The organism is Burkholderiales bacterium, assembly GCA_035518095.1.
Taxonomy (GTDB): domain Bacteria; phylum Pseudomonadota; class Gammaproteobacteria; order Burkholderiales; family JAHFRG01; genus JAHFRG01.
Genome location: DATIXX010000027.1, coordinates 1 through 17,482, shown reverse-complemented (window position 1 = coordinate 17,482; position 17,482 = coordinate 1). Strand labels below are relative to the sequence as shown.

Sequence of the window (17,482 nt, the reverse complement as noted above, 5' to 3'; positions counted from 1 at the left end):
CAATGCGGCGAATCGAAGTCTGACAACATGATACCCTATTTATTCCGCCGAAATCCGTAACGCCGCCGCTGCTGCCCAAGGTGCTAATGCCGCAGCCACCAGGAGCAGGGCGGCAAGCAGCAGAAAATGCGCTTCGGTGTCCAAACCCGCAGCAGCGGTGTCTACGGTACCGGCGCCTATAATCAGCACGGGAATGTAAAGCGGGAGCACTAATAACGACAGCAGCGCGCCACCGCCGCGCAAACCTAATGTCAGTGCAGCGCCGATAGCGCCGATCATACTGAGCACGGGCGTTCCCAGCAGCAAGGATAGGGTGAGGGTCGCCAAAAGTTTTTGAGGCAGATCAAATTGCAGCGCCAAAATCGGGGTGACCAGCACCAGGAGCAGGCCTGTAACCAGCCAATGTCCGACTATTTTTGCGGCCACGATTGTGCCCAGAGGCGCGACGCTCAGCAACATTTGCTCCAATGTGCCGTCGGCGTAATCGGCCGCAAACATTCGGCTTAAAGACAGCATCGACGCGAGCAGTGCGGCGACCCAGATGACGCCCGGCGCGATCGTCCGCAGCAAATTCGGCTCGGGCCCGATACCGAGCGGAAACAGGCTTACCGCGATGACAAAGAATAGGAGAGCGGTGAGCACGTCCGACCATCTGCGGACGGCGAGCAGCAGGTCGCGATAGATTACGCAGCGCAGTACTGTAAACATTCAGTTTGTCCGCGGGTCGAGGCTTATACACTGCAACCGCGGATTTTCGATACTGACCTCCTGGTGGGTCGTGAGCACTACGCGCCCGCCGCGCGCGAGATGTCGCGTGATCAACAGCCGGACGCAATCCACGGCTTGGCTGTCGAGCGCGTCGAACGGCTCGTCAAGAATCCACAACGGGATTTGTTCAGACAGAAAAAGCCGGGCCAGTGCAACGCGCCGTTGCTGGCCGCGCGATAATATTTTGACTGGCAACGCCTCGTATCCAGCCAAGCCAAGGCTGGACAGAGCCACAAGCGCCTGTTTCCTGTTTACTTTAAGCCCGACAAGGGTACTGGAAATAACGAGATTTTCCAACGCGGTCAACTCGCCTTTTACTGCATGTGCGTGTCCCAGGTACAACATCTGCTGCCAGTACTCCTCCCGCAATGAGCGAATGTCGGCGCCCCGCCATCGCACACTGCCGTAGACGGGCGAAAGCAGGCCGCACAATATGCGGAGCAAGCTGGTTTTACCGCTGCCGTTCGCACCCGTCACGCGCAATAAATCGCCAGGGCGCAGCACGAAATTCATGCCGCTAAATAGCCTGCGACGACCGCGCACGCACTCCAGGTCGGTGGCTTCAAGCTCGGTGTTTATTTCGTCAATGGACATAGCGGCGGGCTATCGTAAGAAACAGAGACGCACGCCGTCTAATCTCTGAAATTCACGAATTGCAGAGGAAAATCGGAGATGGACTTTTTCGCCAGTTGAATGGCTTCCTGCAGGGTGTCTTTCTTCGCGCCGGAAACGCGCACCGCATCGCCCTGGATGCTGGCTTGCACCTTGAGCTTGCTGTCTTTTATCAGCTTCACAATTTTTTTGGCGAGTTCGGCGTCGACCCCGACTTTTAGGGTAAGGATTTGTTTTACTTTGTTGCCGCTCACTTTTTCGATCGAACCTTTTTGCAGGCAGCGGAGGTCTATTCCGCGCTTGGTGAGCTTGCCGTTGAGCACATCCAGCAACTGTTTAAGCTTGAAGTCGTCGTCGGAATACGCCGTCAATACGTACTCGTTCTGCTCCACGCGCGCATCCGACCCTTTAAAATCGAACCGGTTGGAAATCTCGCGGTTGCACTGATCGAGCGCGTTTCTCACTTCTTGCTGGTTGACCTGTGAGACGATGTCAAATGACGGCATGATCTGCTCCTTGGGAGTGATTTAACCGCACAGACGCGGAGACGGAATTCTATTTTAGTTCGCTCTGCGCCTTTGCAATTACGATTTGCTTTTTAGTTTCGCGGCGATGCGCATCCGCAGCGCGTTGAGCTTGATGAAGCCGGCCGCGTCTTTTTGATTATAAGCGCCCTGATCGTCTTCAAAGGTTGCGATTTTCGGGTCGAACAGCGAATCGGTCTTTGAAGCGCGCCCGGCGATGATGACATTGCCCTTGTAGAGCTTGACCCGCACCCGGCCGTTTACGTTGGCTTGCGAGCTGTCGATCATTTCCTGCATCAGCTTGCGCTCGGGACTCCACCAGTAGCCGTTGTAAATCAGCGACGCGTAGCGCGGCATCAATTCGTCCTTGAGATGCGCTACTTCGCGGTCGAGGGTTACGGATTCGATCGCGCGATGCGCTTTCAGCATGATGGTACCGCCCGGTGTTTCATAGCAGCCGCGCGACTTCATGCCGACGTAGCGGTTTTCCACCAGGTCCAGACGTCCGATGCCGTGCTTGGCACCTGCGTGGTTGAGCGCCCCCAGCACTTCCGCGGGATTAAGCCGGGCGCCGTTGATGGCGACGATATCGCCTTGCGCATATTCAAGCTCGAGATATTCCGCTTTATCCGGCGCTTTCTCGGGCGAAACTGTCCAGCGCCACATGCCTTCCTCAGGCTCCCTCGAGGGATCTTCCAGGCCGCGTCCTTCGTAGGAAATGTGCAGCAGATTGGCGTCCATGCTGTATGGCGATCCGCCGGCCTGCTGCGCCTCCACCGGAATACCGTGTTTTTTTGCGTAGGCCACAAGCGTTTCGCGCGATGTCAAATCCCACTCGCGCCAGGGCGCAATAACCCGGATGTCCGGCTGCAGCGCGTAATAGCCGAGTTCGAATCGCACCTGATCATTGCCTTTCCCGGTCGCACCGTGCGCGACCGCGTCCGCTCTGGTTTGCCGCGCGATTTCAATTTGCTTTTTGGCAATGAGCGGGCGCGCAACGCTGGTGCCGAGCAGATATTCGCCTTCATAGATCGCGTTTGCGCGGAACATCGGAAATACGAAATCGCGCACGAATTCCTCGCGCAGGTCGCTGACGAAAATTTCCTTCACACCGAGTTGTTTGGCTTTAGCGCGCGCCGGTTCAAGTTCCTCGCTCTGGCCGATATCCGCGGTGAATGTCACCACTTCGCACTTATAGGTAACCTGCAGCCATTTTAGGATGACCGATGTATCCAGCCCGCCCGAGTAGGCGAGTACCACTTTTTTAATTTCGCTCATGATTTATCCATAAAAATCTTGAACCGCGGAGAACCCCAAGGGCGCAGAGGAATGCAAACCCAATTATTGAGTATATTTTTCCTCGGCGTCCTCTGCGGTGAAACTAGCCTTTAATCTTTCCCAGCAGCAGATACTCCATCAGTGCCTTCTGAGTGTGTAGCCGATTTTCGGCTTCATCCCATACCACGGACTGCGGGCCGTCGATGATCTCAGCCGCGACCTCTTCGCCGCGGTGGGCAGGCAGACAGTGCATGAACAATGCGCTGGGTTTGGCTAATGCCATCATTTCCGCATCTACCCTGAAGTCAGCGAACACTCTTTTCCGCTCTTCCTTCTCTTTTTCGTAGCCCATGCTGGTCCACACGTCGGTGGTGACCAGGTCGGCCCCGGATACAGCTGCGTGGGGATCTTCGAAGCATTCAAGGTGCATGCTGGCATAGCTTTCGCCACGCCTGGGCTCGAGCTCGTACCCGGGCGGGCAGGAAACGTGAAAATTGAAATTGAAAATCTTCGCTGCTTGCAGCCACGAATTACAAACGTTGTTGGAGTCGCCGACCCATGCCACGGTTTTGCCGTGGATCGAGCCGCGGTGTTCCAGGTAGGTAAAAATATCGCCCAGGATCTGGCATGGATGATATTCGTTGGTTAAGCCGTTGATAACCGGCACCCGCGAGTGCTCGGCAAAGCGCTCGATCATGCTTTGCTCGAATGTGCGTATCATCACTATGTCGACCATGCGCGAAATTACCTGCGCCACGTCTTCGATGGGTTCGCCCCTGGAAACCTGGGTGTCGCGCGGAGACAAAAACATCGCCGAACCGCCGAGCTGGTTCATTCCGGCTTCAAAGGAAACCCGGGTGCGGGTTGAGTGTTTTTCGAAGATCATCGCGAGCGTCTTGCCATGAAGAGGCTGATAGAGTTCGCCACGCGACCGCTTGGCCTTAAGAACGCGCGTGCGCTCGAACAAATATTCGAATTCTGGAAACTCAAAATCCTTGAGTTGCAAGAAATGCCGGGTATGCATGATCGATGTCAGGCGCGGGCATTGGCGGAAGCCGTTTGCCGGGAAAAATCCAGAATCAGTCCGCCAAGACCATCAATTAATTGCTGCGCCTCCGCTTGCTGCATCACCAGCGGCGGCAGCAAACGAATTACGTTTTCCCCTGCGACGTTGATCAACAGCCCCCGCTCCAGCGCCAGTTCCGCGATCTCGCCGCACGGCTGCGCCAGCTCGATACCGATCATCAATCCCTCACCGCGAATCTGGACCACATTGTTGACGCCCGCCAATGCTTGCGCCAGGCCATCGCGGATGAATGCGCCGAGCTTTAGCGCATGCGGCATAAGATTTTCTTCCTCAATGACGGCAAGCGTGGTGAGCGCGGCGACGCAGGCGAGCGGGTTGCCGCCAAAAGTCGAACCGTGACTGCCGGGTTTGAAAACGTCCCCCGCGGCCCCCGCCCCGACGCAGGCGCCGATCGGCACACCGGATCCTAAACCTTTGGCGAGTGTCATCACGTCGGGCTTGACTCCGGAATATTGATGCGCAAACCATTTGCCGGTACGGCCAATCCCGCATTGCACTTCATCCAGCATCAAGAGCCACTCGTGTTCATCGCAGATGCGGCGCAATCCGCGCAAGTAATCGGGCAGTGGCAGCGGCACGCGGATTCCGGCTTCACCCTGAATCGGCTCCACCAAAATTGCAACGATGTTTTTGTTATGGCCAGCTACCTGCGCCACTGCATTCACGTCGTTGTAGGGAACCCGCGCGAATCCGCCCAGCAGCGGCTCGAACCCCGCTTGTACCCGGCGCGAGCCGGTGGCGCTTAATGTCGCCATCGTGCGCCCGTGGAAGCTTTTTTCCATGACGATAATGGTCGGGTTATCTATGCCTTTTTGATGGCCATAGAGGCGCGCAAGCTTGATGGCCGCTTCGTTGGCTTCCGCTCCTGAATTACAGAAGAAGGCGTTGTCCATATTGGCGAGGCCCACGAGCCGTGCCGCCAGTTCTTCCTGTTTCGGCACTTGGTACAAATTGGACGTATGAATAAGGGTGCGTACCTGCTCGGTGAGCGCTTTGGCCAGCCTCGGGTGCGCGTGCCCAAGGGTATTTACCGCGATGCCGGATACGGCGTCCAGGTAGCGCTTGCCGCGGCCGTCCCACAGCCAAACCCCTTCGCCGCGGACGAAGCCGATCGGTAATCTTGCGTAGGTGTTCATCAAATGAGACATGGTGTTTGCTCAAAAACGGGCAATTATACTCTTGATGAGAATAAAATTTTATTCCTTCAGCTTCTTGAGACCTTTTTCTTCGGGCTTGGTCAGGATGCGCAGAGTGGGCAGATACCCGTCAAATACGATGCCATGCAATTCAACTCTTTTCTGGCTGCGCAGCAGTCCCACCAGGTAATGGATGATCTCGGCGGTAATGACCTGTCCCGGCGCGAGAACCGGAATACCGGGAGGGTAGGGCACGATCTGGTCGGCGCACACTCTCCCTAACAGCGCCGTGTTAATCCGGTCTTTTTCGTCAACCAGCGGCGCGAGTTCGCCGCCGCAGTAAAACGCGTCGCGGGGAAGGTACTTGAGCTTAGTAAAGCGCGGTATTTCGGGCGTTTGGTAGAGCCTGCGCGGGGCGCGTCCCTCGCGTGCAATGCGCATCAGTGCGTCATACAGCCGCGATACCTTGCTGCGTGTGGTCCCAATGGTGAGCAACAGCGTCAGCGTATTGAAGGTCGATTTCTCAACCTGGATGTTGTAGCGCTCGAACAATTCCTGCTGCAAATCCTCCACGGTGTAGCCGCAACCAGAAATATCCACGGTCACCTTTGTGGGATCGAGCTTGATGTTGTCCGCGCGCACGTCGTCCGGTAACAGATCGTCCAGTTCCAGCACGCGGAACACTTTGGTGGAGTTAATCTGCGCGCGCAGCTCCTTGGCCAACGCCAGCGTTCTGGAAAGTAGCTTGTAGCCTTCCATCACCGCCTGTTTGCGGGCGATGTCCAAGCTCGCGATTATCGTGTATTGCGGACTGGTGGACGTGTGCATATTGAAATTTTCACGGAAAATATGTTCATTGAATTCGGCGTCGTTGACGTGAATCATGCTTGCTTGGGAAAACGCAGAAAGGACTTTGTGCGTGCTTTGCGTGGCGTAGTCCGCGCCTGATTCAAGCGCGGTCGGACGAAACTCGGGGTGGAAACGGGCGAAACCGTACCAGGCTTCGTCAATTACCACCTTGATACCCCGGCCGTGCGCCGCTTCGATAATGGGTTGCAAATCATACCGCAGGCCGTCGTAAGTACAGCTCGTTAGCACCAGCGCCTGAGCGTCGGGATGGTCCTCGACAGCTTTTAAAATGGCGCGCTTCGGCACTGGACCGAACAAGCTAAATTTTTTGTTGACCGAGGAATCCAGATAGATTGGGTGCGCGCCCGACAGCACCACTCCATGGTGCACTGACTTATGACAATTGCGGTCGAGCAGCAGCTTTTCTCCGGGCGCAATCAATGTCTGGAAAATTACCTTGTTTGCGGTAGAAGTCCCGTTGGTTGCGAAAAAAGTGCGCCGCGCGCCAAACGCTTTGGCGGCGATTTTCTGCGCTTCCAGTATTACGCCGCTGGGTTGCATCAGCGAATCCAGCATTGGCACCGACACGGACAGATCGGCATCGAATACGTGCTCGCCGATGAATTCGTAAAAATCACTGGCCCAAGGGCTGTCGCGCAGGCTGTCGCCGCTGGAGTGTCCGGGCGAATGCCAGGCATCCTTGGCCATTAAAACGTAGCTTTTCAACTGGTCGTAAAACGGCGTGCGCGCTTTTTCCTGGATCTGCGCATTAAGTATCCGGTACATGCCGCGGTAGTCGCGCTCTTCCCGGTAGAAGTACCCGTCCACAGATTCGGCGAACAGATGGTCCACCACCTGATCTTCCTGTTCCTTGGCTATCAAGATATAGATGTCGAGTTCCGGACGGAAACGGGTGATTCTCTGCACCAGCTTGAGCGCAGACATCTGCTTGCTGCGCGAGCCATTCTTATTGTCAATTTTCAAAGAATAGAGCGTGTCGTCAACCACCACTGCCTGGAGATCGCCGTCTTCTTCGATGGTGCGTAACGCTTCGCGCACGGTGGTAACTCCGGTAAAGCTGATCCCCAGGGGATTGTCGAGCGAACGGGCGGCGGCATTGAGGCCCTTTATGAGCTCCTTCAATACCAGATTTTCATCGTTGATAACGAGGATGTGGCTGACCGGTTTGCGCATTCGAGATTTTCAGGCCTCAAAAAGCCGCTTTATGCGCCAATTGCACGCGCATTGCAACCCCCGATATTCGACCTGAACGCTTTTCGAGCGTTCGCGAAGTCAGGAAATGGCAAACCGAAATTAAGAGAACACTAAGCCATCGCCTTAACGGCCTGCGAGAGCCGGCTCTTGTGCCGGGCCGCCTGGTTTTTGTGAACGATCCTTTTGTCGGCGACGGAATCAATGATGCCCACTGATTCCCTGAATGCCGCTTGCGCAGCCGCCTTGTTGCCGGAAGCGATCGCTTTTCGCACATTTTTCACGGCGCTGCGCAACGTGCTGTGCAGACCCGAGTTGTGACGACGCCGGAATTCGGCCTGTTTGGCGCGCTTTTTTGCGGATGCGATATTGGCCATGCGATCTGTGATGCAATTCTTGAAGCGGTGAATGATACGTTTCTTCGCGCCTCTTTGCAACCGAGGGCTGCGCTTAAAACCCGGTGCGCATGATGCTGCATTCGGGTTACCATACGGCTCGATGAATTTACTGCGAGCGCTGGCGACCGTCAGCAGCATGACTCTGATATCGCGCATCTTGGGCTTTATCAGAGATGCCGTGATCGCGCGCTTTTTCGGAGCGGGCCTATTCTCCGACGCATTTTTCGTCGCCTTCCGTATACCGAACCTTTTGCGCCGCCTGTTCGCAGAAGGCGCTTTTTCACAGGCGTTCGTGCCGATTCTTGCCGAATACAAAAATCAGCGCGGGGATAAGGCCACCAAGTTGATGGTGGATCACGTGTCGGGCCTGCTGGCGCTAAGCCTGTTCGTGGTGACTTTGCTCGGCGTGATTATTGCGCCGCTCATTGTCTACATCACCGCCCCCGGTTTTTCCGAAATACCGGAAAAGTTCGCGGTAACTGTCCAGTTATTGCGCATTACGTTTCCTTATATTCTTTTCATCTCACTGGTATCGTTGGCGGGCGGGATACTTAACACCTACAGCCGGTTTTCGGTGCCGGCATTTACCCCGGTGTTGCTCAATCTCTCATTTATTGCTTGCGCGTTTTGGCTTGCTCCCTACGTACATCCTCCGGTCAAGGCGCTGGCGTGGGCGGTGTTCATAGGCGGAGTGTTGCAGCTCGCATATCAAGTCCCCCATCTTGCGCGACTGAAGATGCTCCCGCGCTTTAGCCTTAATCTCGGCGATGAAGGCGTATGGAGGATTCTCAGGCTCATGGGTCCCGCTGTGTTCGGTGTCTCGATTAGCCAGGTGAGCTTGGTCATTAACACCATTTTCGCCTCGTTTCTGGTAACCGGCAGCGTGTCGTGGCTTTATTATGCCGATCGGCTGATGGAGTTCCCTGCCGGTATGCTGGGCGTGGCCCTCGGCACGATACTGCTACCGAGCCTTTCCAAACATTACGTTGATCAATCGCGCGAAGAATACACGAAGCTCCTGGATTGGGGTTTGCGCTTGACCCTGCTGCTGGCGCTGCCGGCCGCAGTAGCCCTCGCGCTGCTTGCGGTGCCTCTGATTGCAACCTTGTTTTACCACGGGGCGTTTACCGCGAACGATGTATGGATGACGAGAAAAGCGGTGGTCGCATACAGCGTGGGCTTGTTGGGTATGATATTCGTGAAAGTACTGGCGCCGGGTTTTTATGCCCGGCAGAACATCAAGACACCTGTGAAAATCGCGATCGCGACGCTCGTCAGCACGCAAATCATGAACCTGATCTTTATCTGGCATCTAAAGCATGCAGGTCTGGCGCTGGCGATTGCGCTAGGGGCATGCCTCAATGCCGGGCTGCTATACACGCATTTGCGCAAGCATGGCATCTACCAGCCGCAACCGGGATGGGGAATATTCGCGTTTAAAGTCGGGGTTGCAATTTATTTTATGGCCACGGTGCTGTGGATGGTTTCAGGTGCCGACCACGCTTGGCTTCAGGCTTCAAGTTTGAGCCGCGCGGGAAAACTAACCTGGGTGGTTTTCCTTGGCGCGCTCTGCTACTTCGCCGCGCTGTGGGCGCTGGGTTTCAGGTTCAAAGATTTTGCCAAACGTGCGGCGTAATGCGTTACAGCTGATAATCAGATCCTTTGTTTTCGCTCATTGCCGCCGCTACCGCCTTGCGCGTGAGATGCGGCGCAAATAACTCGATAAAATCGTAAACATAGCCGCGCAAATAGGCGCCGCGGCGAATGCCGATGCGAGTAGTGCTCGATTCAAACAAATGACTTGCGTCGATTGCGCGCAGGTTCTTGTCGTGCTCGGGGTCGAACGCCATTTTTGCGAGTATTCCCACGCCGAGCCCCAGCTCCACATAATGTTTAATGACGTCCGAGTCGATCGCGGTCAACACCACGTTCGGCGTTAGCCGCCTTGCGGCGAAGGCGCCGTTAATCTTGGAGCGGCCGGCGAAGGCAAAGTCGTAGGTAATGATTGGATATTTAGCCAGTTCCTCGAGCGTCAGCAGTCGTTGTTTCAGGAGCGGATGATCGGGTCGCGTAACCACGCAACGGTTCCACTGGTAGCAAGGCAGCATTACAAGATCCTTGAAGAGTTCAATGGCTTCTGTTGCGATCGCGATGTCCGCCTCGCCGGACGCCACGTATTGGGCAATTTGCGTGGGACTGCCCTGGTGCAGGCTGAGCTTCACTTTGGGGTAGCGGTCGGTGAATTTGCTTATCGCGGGTGGAAGAGCATAACGTGCCTGGGTGTGAGTGGTGGCTATTTTTAGGCTGCCTGTTGCTTCATTCGTGAACTCTTCGCCAACTCGTTTTAGATTGTCGGTTTCCTGCAATATCTGCTGCGCGATGGAATGAATAACTTTGCCGGGCGGGGTCATTTCGACGACCCGCTTGCCGTTGCGGACGAAAATCTGTACCCCAAGCTCTTCTTCCAGAAGTCGGATTTGTTTGCTGATTCCCGGCTGCGACGTATGGAGTTTCTGCGCGGCTCCAGAAACGTTTAGGTTTTGGCGCACGACTTCGCACAAATAGCGCAGCTGCTGCAATTTCATTCTTGCTCCCCAAATAACAATTAGTTATAACATCCTAACATAATGTTATTTTGGAATATATAAGGGAGTTGATACCATTTCATTCCGTTAGGAATCTCTGTTTCCGGCAAGAAATATCAACTGGTTGCAAAAATGGACTTCTTTTACAGGATATCGGGTTTTGCAGTCGGCTTTATCGTCGGGCTTACGGGCGTCGGCGGCGGCTCGCTACGGGGCATTTATTTCACCAGTGATGTCGGCGCACAAATTCCGGAACGGACGTTGAGAAGGGATCTCGCCAGCGTCCTGGTAGTCATCGGCGGTAGGCTGGCGTGGTGAAATCTGATAACCAGGAGTCACGCTGATGGCTTTTCACAATTTGGCAAACCGAGAGGAAATCCAGGCTTACGCTCAGGCAGTTGAGGATTTTCTAAATCTCAAACTGGATGCCGACCGCTTCACTGCGACGCGCCTGCAGATGGGCGTGTACGGCCAGCGCCAGGAGGGCGTGCACATGGTGCGCATCAAAATCCCCGGCGGGCGACTGCACGCGTCACAGCTGAATGCGATTGCAGAGTTACTGGAAAAGTATTCAAAGCACGGCCTGGTGCATATCACCACGCGGCAGGATATTCAGATGCACTACGTCCCGACTCACGATACCCCGACGGTGCTGAGGAAACTTGCGGACGCCGGGCTGACCACCCGGGAAGCGTGCGGCAATACCATTCGTAATATTACGGCCTGCCCTATGGCAGGAATCTGCCCGCGGGAACATACTGATGTGACCCGACACCTGGACGGCGCAGTGAACCATTTTTTGCGCAATCCGCTTAATCAGCAGCTGCCGCGAAAATTCAAGATCAGCTTATCCGGCTGCGAGGCCGATTGCGCGCAAGGCATGCTGCATTGCATGGGGATCATCGCAGTAAAAAAAGGCGACCGCTTCGGATTCAAGGTCCTGGCGGGCGGCGGACTCGGACACAAACCGCACGAAGCCATCGTGGTTGAAGAATTCATTGAGGAAAAAGACCTGCTGCACACAATGGAAGCGATCGTCACGCTGCACAATAAGTATTCAGACCGCACTAAGCGCGCGAAATCTCGCATCAAGTTTCTGGTGGATAAGTTCGGGCCCGAAGGCTTCATTGAAAAATACCGCGAGGAACTGGCACGAATTAAGCAAGCGCTAGCCAACCAATCTTATACCAAAGGGGTATGGAAAATCGGTGGCGACGGAGAAATCTGCGGACCGGGTGCTCCGCGCCACGTTGTGCCGCAAAAGCAGCAGGGCCTTGCGTTGCTTCCCATCAGTGTGCCCATTGGGCACCTGAATGCGAAACAATTACGCGGCATTGCCAAGGCGCTTGAAGCGCACCGTTTGGATGAAATCCGCACTACCCAGGACCAGAACTTAATGGTGATCAATGTGCCCGAAGCCGAACTCGATTCGCTGCGCAGTGCGATCGCAGCGCTGGGATTACGCGAACCGGACGCGGGTGACAACGTAGTTGCCTGTCCCGGCACCTCCACCTGCCGCCTCGGCATCACGTCGTCTACACTGCTCGGCCCTAAGCTGAGGAATGCTGTAGGCGGAGATCTGCGCATTCGGGTTTCAGGCTGCCACAACGGCTGCGCCCAGCCCGAAATGGGGGATATCGGAATCTATGGGGAAGGCAAACGAATGCATGGGAAATTGATTCCGCATTACCAGACTTATTTCGGCGGCAATGGCCTTGCAGGCGGAGGACTCGGGTTCAAAGGCCCTTCCGTTCCGGCAGTGCGCATCGAAAGCGCGGTAAGGCGGGTGCGCGAAGCTTTCCAAGAGGATCATCTGCCGGAGGAAACTTTTTTCTACTGGACGCGCCGTCGGGGCATACAGTATTTCAACGAGCTACTTGCCGACTTGGTGCAGGTGCCTGAAACCGAAGTCAGCTCGGTACTGCGCGATCATGGCGATAACAAGGACTTCAAGGTGCTGCAACTCGGCGGCGGGGAATGTGCTGGTGCCACTCAGATGCTGGTAGGCTCGAACTTCTTTGAGGCAGCGCACGAGCGCAGCTACCGTAACGCGCTGATGTTCCAGCGCAAGTACGGCGATGCTGTGAAATGCGCCGAAGCGATTGCGCGCTTGATCGGGCAGGGCGTAATACATCTGCTAGGCGGCAACAACAAGCAGGAGAACCTTGCCAATCTCGGCGCCGATCTTGTTGGCCTGTTATCGGACCAGCCTGGACTCGGCAAGCAACTGGCGGAATTTGGTGCGGCCTTCGCACGTGATTCCGAAGGGTGGACTGAAAAAGAACTCAAACCCTTGTTCGCCAAGCTGGACAGTTGGACCGTGGAGGTCGCCGAATTGTGTGTCAGCCACGACCGCCAGCTTGACCTTACAGGGGCTCTGCCGGCACTGGTTGGCGCGTCGAAAACCAAATCTGCGCTGCCTCAGACAGCGGCCGCTTGACGATGATCTGCCGCAACAAAGCGCAGCTCATGGCCGGCACGTGCAGCATAAACCGCGCCACCGGCGGCTTCATGATGATTGATGATGCCACCAATAATACCGTCGCGGCCGGAATTATTGTTGGGGCGGCTTCATGACCGGCAAGGTATATTTGATCGGTGCCGGACCCGGAGCACCGGATCTGATCACAGTGCGCGGCGCCGAGATTCTCAAGCTTGCTGACATCGTGTTTTACGACGCGCTGGTGCATCCGGATACTTTGGGCTTTGCCTCCCGTGCCAGAAAAGTGGCGGTCGGAAAGCGCTGCTCGTGCATTTCCACGGATCAGCGTTTCATCAACCGTAATCTGGTGGAAGCGGCGCATAAATACCGGATCGTTGTGCGTCTCAAGGGGGGCGATCCCATGCTGTTTGCGCGCGCGCACGAGGAAATCGCCGCTCTCGAAAAAGCCGGCATCGAATATCAAATCGTACCCGGCGTGACCTCTGCCTTGGGAGCAAGCGCCGAGATCGGCGTGTCGCTTACGCGCAGAGGAATGAGCCGCAGCGTGGTGTTTGTCACCCCGCGCGTTGGTGAAGGGGAGGAAGCGACGGCTTGGGCGAAAAGCGTGCTTGCCGCGGACACCGCAGTGCTTTACATGGCTGCCAGCCAAGCACGCGAGGTCTCTGCATTACTTATTTCGCAAGGTTTGCCTGCGGAAACTCCGGCCCTGGTGGTAGAAAAAGCGACCCTTCCCGAATCCCGGCGGTTCCAAACCACGCTTTCAGGCTTAAGCGAGGCCGTACATTGGAACCTTCAAGCTCCCGCTCTAATTTTCCTTGGCGCCGTCTTCCGCGAAGTGGCGGAAGCGGATGTGGAATTCACACAGCTTCTGCGCGAGACACAAGCAGCAGTCGCTGGCTGAGTTCCCTCGCCGCAATTCGATTCCACAAGTTCAAGCCGGGTCGCCTGCGCTCGCAAGGGGACAAATCCTGCACGTTCGCTGCACCTGCATAGTAGCCGCTGGCAGCAACTCACTGTAGAATCCAAATTTTTCTGCGCGTCTTCTCATGTTGATTTCGCGGGGCGTCCCCGACAAGGCTTTAGCGCCGGTCGCGTTGACTATTGGTAATTTCGACGGCGTACATATCGGACATCGCGAAATGCTCGCGCGTCTCGTCGAAAATGCGAAGTCCAAGAGCTTGGTTTCATGCGTACTGACCTTCGAGCCCCACCCGCGCGAATTTTTTACACCATCATCAGCGCCTGCGCGCTTGAGCAATTTACGCGAAAAGCTCGAAGCATTTGCGTCGCTCGGTTTGGAACGCACGCATATTTGCCGCTTCAACCGCAATTTCGCGAGCCTGAGCGCGCACGAGTTTATCGACTATGTCGTTTCCCGGGGGCTCAATACCAAATGGTTGCTTGCGGGAGAAGACTTCCGTTTTGGCAGAAGCCGCGCCGGCAACCTTGCGATGTTGCAAACGGCGGGAAAGACACTGGGTTTCGAAGTATCCGTTATGCCGATTGTTGTGGTCAAAGGACAGCGCGTTTCCAGCACCATGGTGCGCGACGCGTTGGCTCGAGGCGACCTGAAACAGGCTGCCGCACTGCTGGGAAAACCGTACAGCATCAGCGGCAGAGTTACGCACGGCGATAAGATCGGACGCAAAATTGGATTTCCCACCGCAAACATCAGGATCAAGCATCTGCGCCCGCCGCTCCGTGGAATTTTCGCGGTTGAGATCGCTGGAATTTCGGGGCAACCGCTGAAGGGAGTAGCAAGTTTGGGCGTGCGGCCGACGGTCAAGGATAACGACCTGCCGCTGCTTGAGGTCTATTTGTTTGACTTTGAGCGCGATATCTATGGGCTGCATGTTCAGGTGCGTTTCCTGCACAAGCTGCGCGACGAGGTAAAATATACAGACCTCAAAGCCTTGACTCAGCAGATTTCTTTGGACGTGGAACGGGCGAAGGAATTTTTCTTCGCGATCGCAGCACAGCGGCCCTGAATGAAATGGCGGACTACAGAAAAACGCTGAATTTACTTGACACGCATTTTCCCATGCGCGGCGATCTTCCCAAACGAGAGCCGGCGATGATCAAAGAATGGGAAGCCAAAAAGCTTTACCAGAAAATCCGCGAGGCGTCACACGGCCGCTCTAAGAAATTCGTCCTGCACGATGGACCGCCCTATGCCAACGGCGATATCCATATAGGGCATGCGGTCAACAAGATTCTCAAGGACATAATCGTTAAGAGCAAAACGCTGGCGGGTTACGACGCGCCCTATGTGCCCGGATGGGATTGTCATGGTTTGCCGATCGAGCACGAAGTGGAAAAGCTGCACGGCAGAAACATGGAACCCGAAAAATTCCGCAAGCTTTGCCGCGAGTACGCCCTCTCGCAAATTGTGCGGCAGAAGGCAGATTTCATCAGGCTTGGTGTTCTGGGGGACTGGGATAATCCGTATCTGACGATGAACTTCCGGACTGAGGCCGAGGAAATCCGCGCGCTCGGGCAAATCTTACGCAACGGCTATCTGTATCAAGGTGAGAAGCCGGTGAACTGGTGCATTGACTGCGGTTCCGCACTGGCTGAAGCCGAAGTGGAATACGAAGACAAGACTTCTGATGCAATTGACGTTGCTTTCAAGGTGGTTGATCCAAATAAGTTGAAGGGCATATTTGCCCTCGATGAATTACCGAACCTTCCAGCCTATGCGGTGATTTGGACTACCACTCCATGGACGTTGCCGGCAAATCAGGCGGTATGCGTAAACCCAAAAATTTATTATTCCCTGGTCCAAGCGCCTAAATGTTTGCTTATTCTTGCCACGGATCTTGTGGCGTCTTGCATGAATCGATATGGATTGAAATACGATGTCTTTCGCCGTTCATGTGAAGGCAAAGAACTCGAACACTTGGTCCTAAATCACCCGCTTTACGAGCGTAAAGTGCCCATCATTCTTGGCGAACATGTGACGCTGGAAGCGGGAACCGGCCTGGTGCACACGGCACCAGCGCATGGGCTGGACGACTACGTCATCGGCCAGAAATATAATCTGCCACTGGACAACCCGGTAGGAAGTGACGGCCGATTCTACAAGAACATTCCGTTGGTCGGCGGCCTTTCCGTCTGGGACGCCAACGAGGTGATAATCACCGAATTGCGAAAAAGAAACCTCCTGCTGAAATCGGAAAAGGTGCGGCACAGCTACCCGCATTGCTGGCGCCACAAGACACCGATCATTTACCGCGCCACTCATCAGTGGTTCATCGGTATGGATGAACCGAAAAGGCAAGGGAGCACTTTGCGCCAGAGCGCAATCGCAGCGATTGACGCGACCCAGTTTTATCCGGCATGGGGCCGCGCAAGACTGGACGGCATGATCGCCAGCCGTCCCGACTGGTGCATCTCTCGTCAACGCAATTGGGGAGTGCCGATTCCTTTTTTCATTCACAAGGAAAGCGGCGAGCTGCACCCGCGCACCCTCGAGCTCCTAGAGGAAGTCGCCAAACGGGTAGAGCAGCAAGGAATCGAAGCCTGGTTCAGACTTGACGCGAAGGAATTGCTGGGAGATGGGGCGCAGGATTATATCAAGATGAGCGATACGCTTGATGTCTGGTTTGACTCCGGCACCACGCACGTTACCATTTTACGGCAGCGCAACGACCAGCATTATCCCGCCGATCTTTATCTTGAAGGTTCGGACCAGCACCGGGGCTGGTTTCATTCGTCGTTGCTGACGGGTTGTGCTCTGGACGGACGTGCGCCTTATAACGGCTTGCTGACGCACGGTTTTGTGGTTGACGGCGCGGGCCACAAGATGAGTAAATCAAAAGGCAACGTGATTGCACCGCAGGAAGTCGTAGACACGCTTGGTGCGGATATTTTGCGCCTGTGGGTTGCGCAAACTGATTATTCCGGCGAGCTCTCGATTTCTGATGAGATATTGAAGCGCGTGGTGGAAAGCTACCGTCGCATCCGCAACACCTTGCGCTTTCTGCTCGCCAACATTGCAGACTTTGAACCAATAAAGCATGCGCAGCCGGTGGAGCAATGGCTGGAAATCGACCGCTATATGCTGGCGCTGTGTCGTGTGCTGCAAGAAGGATTGGCCGCCGATGTTGAAAAAAATATCCTCGACCCTGTTCTTTACGACCTCGTGGATATCAAAAACGTAACGGGCGAATACAAAGAATATAGATTCCATTTCGTCGCGCAAAGCCTTCATCAATTTTGCTCCGAGCATTTGGGCGCTTTTTACCTGGACATACTCAAGGACCGGCTTTATACCGCGGGCCGGAATTCACCTGCCCGCCGCTCGGCACAAAATGCTCTTTACCATATTGCGCACTGCCTGGTCAGGCTTTTTGCCCCGATTCTAAGTTTTACTTCAGAGGAGGTCTGGAGTTATTTGAAAGGCAATGCGGATGGCAGTATTTTTTTGGAACAGTGGCACGAGCTGCCTCAGATCGACAAAATCGAAGAATTGCTTACCCGTTGGCAGCATATTAGAAAAGTGCGGCGTCATGTCCAGAAAAAGCTTGAGGAACTGCGGGTGGATGGGAAAATTGGTTCTTCACTTGCGGCGGAAGTGAAGCTATACAC

The 17,482-nt window shown here is 55.3% G+C and carries 15 protein-coding genes; 6 read left to right on the top strand and 9 right to left on the bottom strand.

Annotation, left to right across the window (positions count from 1 at the left end):
* Positions 1-39: 39 nt before the first annotated feature.
* The 8 genes from ccmB to rpsT form a co-directional block, all read right to left on the bottom strand.
* Complete coding sequence (gene ccmB / locus VLV32_04930; protein ID HUL41232.1) at positions 40-708, bottom strand: heme exporter protein CcmB; 669 nt, start codon at positions 706-708, stop codon at positions 40-42.
* Positions 709-1,362 carry a cytochrome c biogenesis heme-transporting ATPase CcmA gene (gene ccmA / locus VLV32_04925; GenBank protein HUL41231.1) on the bottom strand — a complete coding sequence of 218 codons (654 nt, stop codon included), beginning with the start codon at positions 1,360-1,362 and terminating at the stop codon, positions 709-711. It abuts the gene before it with no gap.
* A 38-nt stretch (positions 1,363-1,400) separates the two neighbouring features.
* Positions 1,401-1,886 (bottom strand): YajQ family cyclic di-GMP-binding protein, encoded by a 486-nt coding sequence (locus tag VLV32_04920; GenBank protein HUL41230.1) that lies wholly within the window; start codon positions 1,884-1,886, stop codon positions 1,401-1,403.
* Positions 1,887-1,964: 78 nt separating this feature from the next.
* Positions 1,965-3,182, bottom strand: coding sequence for an argininosuccinate synthase (locus VLV32_04915; GenBank protein ID HUL41229.1), 1,218 nt, complete (start codon positions 3,180-3,182; stop codon positions 1,965-1,967).
* Positions 3,183-3,285: 103 nt separating this feature from the next.
* Positions 3,286-4,206 (bottom strand): ornithine carbamoyltransferase, encoded by a 921-nt coding sequence (gene argF / locus VLV32_04910; GenBank protein HUL41228.1) that lies wholly within the window; start codon positions 4,204-4,206, stop codon positions 3,286-3,288.
* Positions 4,207-4,214: 8 nt separating this feature from the next.
* On the bottom strand, positions 4,215-5,417 hold the full coding sequence (locus tag VLV32_04905) for an aspartate aminotransferase family protein (GenBank protein HUL41227.1): 1,203 nt from the start codon (positions 5,415-5,417) through the stop codon (positions 4,215-4,217).
* A gap of 48 nt (positions 5,418-5,465) precedes the next feature.
* Positions 5,466-7,448, bottom strand: coding sequence for an aminotransferase class I/II-fold pyridoxal phosphate-dependent enzyme (locus tag VLV32_04900; GenBank protein ID HUL41226.1), 1,983 nt, complete (start codon positions 7,446-7,448; stop codon positions 5,466-5,468).
* 131 nt (positions 7,449-7,579) lie between these two features.
* Positions 7,580-7,843 carry a 30S ribosomal protein S20 gene (gene rpsT / locus VLV32_04895; GenBank protein HUL41225.1) on the bottom strand — a complete coding sequence of 88 codons (264 nt, stop codon included), beginning with the start codon at positions 7,841-7,843 and terminating at the stop codon, positions 7,580-7,582.
* Between the two features lie 121 nt (positions 7,844-7,964).
* Here rpsT and murJ point away from each other — a divergent pair, with 121 nt between their 5' ends.
* Positions 7,965-9,500: a murein biosynthesis integral membrane protein MurJ gene (gene murJ, locus VLV32_04890; GenBank protein HUL41224.1), complete on the top strand. Its 1,536-nt coding sequence runs from the start codon at positions 7,965-7,967 to the stop codon at positions 9,498-9,500.
* Positions 9,501-9,504: 4 nt separating this feature from the next.
* On the opposite strand, the gene cysB is transcribed toward murJ, so the two are convergent.
* Positions 9,505-10,449, bottom strand: a complete 945-nt coding sequence (gene cysB, locus VLV32_04885; protein HUL41223.1) for an HTH-type transcriptional regulator CysB — start codon at positions 10,447-10,449, stop codon at positions 9,505-9,507.
* Positions 10,450-10,581: 132 nt separating this feature from the next.
* Between cysB and VLV32_04880 the strand changes: the two genes are divergently transcribed.
* From VLV32_04880 to ileS, 5 genes are all read left to right on the top strand, one after another.
* Positions 10,582-10,767: a hypothetical protein gene (locus VLV32_04880; protein HUL41222.1), complete on the top strand. Its 186-nt coding sequence runs from the start codon at positions 10,582-10,584 to the stop codon at positions 10,765-10,767.
* A 25-nt stretch (positions 10,768-10,792) separates the two neighbouring features.
* Complete coding sequence (locus VLV32_04875) at positions 10,793-12,889, top strand: nitrite/sulfite reductase (protein HUL41221.1); 2,097 nt, start codon at positions 10,793-10,795, stop codon at positions 12,887-12,889.
* 133 nt (positions 12,890-13,022) lie between these two features.
* Positions 13,023-13,793, top strand: coding sequence for a uroporphyrinogen-III C-methyltransferase (gene cobA / locus VLV32_04870; protein ID HUL41220.1), 771 nt, complete (start codon positions 13,023-13,025; stop codon positions 13,791-13,793).
* 145 nt (positions 13,794-13,938) lie between these two features.
* Positions 13,939-14,880 (top strand): bifunctional riboflavin kinase/FAD synthetase, encoded by a 942-nt coding sequence (locus tag VLV32_04865; GenBank protein ID HUL41219.1) that lies wholly within the window; start codon positions 13,939-13,941, stop codon positions 14,878-14,880.
* Positions 14,881-14,885: 5 nt separating this feature from the next.
* On the top strand, positions 14,886-17,482 hold a 2,597-nt coding region (gene ileS, locus VLV32_04860), incomplete at its 3' end, for an isoleucine--tRNA ligase (protein HUL41218.1).

Excerpts from the sequence above, each read along its gene's own strand:
- ccmB (HUL41232.1), bottom strand. The coding sequence starts at position 708 with ATGTTTACAGTACTGCGCTGCGTAATCTATCGCGACCTGCTGCTCGCC.
- ccmA (HUL41231.1), bottom strand. The coding sequence starts at position 1,362 with ATGTCCATTGACGAAATAAACACCGAGCTTGAAGCCACCGACCTGGAG.
- VLV32_04920 (HUL41230.1), bottom strand. The coding sequence starts at position 1,886 with ATGCCGTCATTTGACATCGTCTCACAGGTCAACCAGCAAGAAGTGAGA.
- VLV32_04915 (HUL41229.1), bottom strand. The coding sequence starts at position 3,182 with ATGAGCGAAATTAAAAAAGTGGTACTCGCCTACTCGGGCGGGCTGGAT.
- argF (HUL41228.1), bottom strand. The coding sequence starts at position 4,206 with ATGCATACCCGGCATTTCTTGCAACTCAAGGATTTTGAGTTTCCAGAA.
- VLV32_04905 (HUL41227.1), bottom strand. The coding sequence starts at position 5,417 with ATGTCTCATTTGATGAACACCTACGCAAGATTACCGATCGGCTTCGTC.
- VLV32_04900 (HUL41226.1), bottom strand. The coding sequence starts at position 7,448 with ATGCGCAAACCGGTCAGCCACATCCTCGTTATCAACGATGAAAATCTG.
- rpsT (HUL41225.1), bottom strand. The coding sequence starts at position 7,843 with ATGGCCAATATCGCATCCGCAAAAAAGCGCGCCAAACAGGCCGAATTC.
- murJ (HUL41224.1), top strand. The coding sequence starts at position 7,965 with ATGAATTTACTGCGAGCGCTGGCGACCGTCAGCAGCATGACTCTGATA.
- cysB (HUL41223.1), bottom strand. The coding sequence starts at position 10,449 with ATGAAATTGCAGCAGCTGCGCTATTTGTGCGAAGTCGTGCGCCAAAAC.
- VLV32_04880 (HUL41222.1), top strand. The coding sequence starts at position 10,582 with ATGGACTTCTTTTACAGGATATCGGGTTTTGCAGTCGGCTTTATCGTC.
- VLV32_04875 (HUL41221.1), top strand. The coding sequence starts at position 10,793 with ATGGCTTTTCACAATTTGGCAAACCGAGAGGAAATCCAGGCTTACGCT.
- cobA (HUL41220.1), top strand. The coding sequence starts at position 13,023 with ATGACCGGCAAGGTATATTTGATCGGTGCCGGACCCGGAGCACCGGAT.
- VLV32_04865 (HUL41219.1), top strand. The coding sequence starts at position 13,939 with ATGTTGATTTCGCGGGGCGTCCCCGACAAGGCTTTAGCGCCGGTCGCG.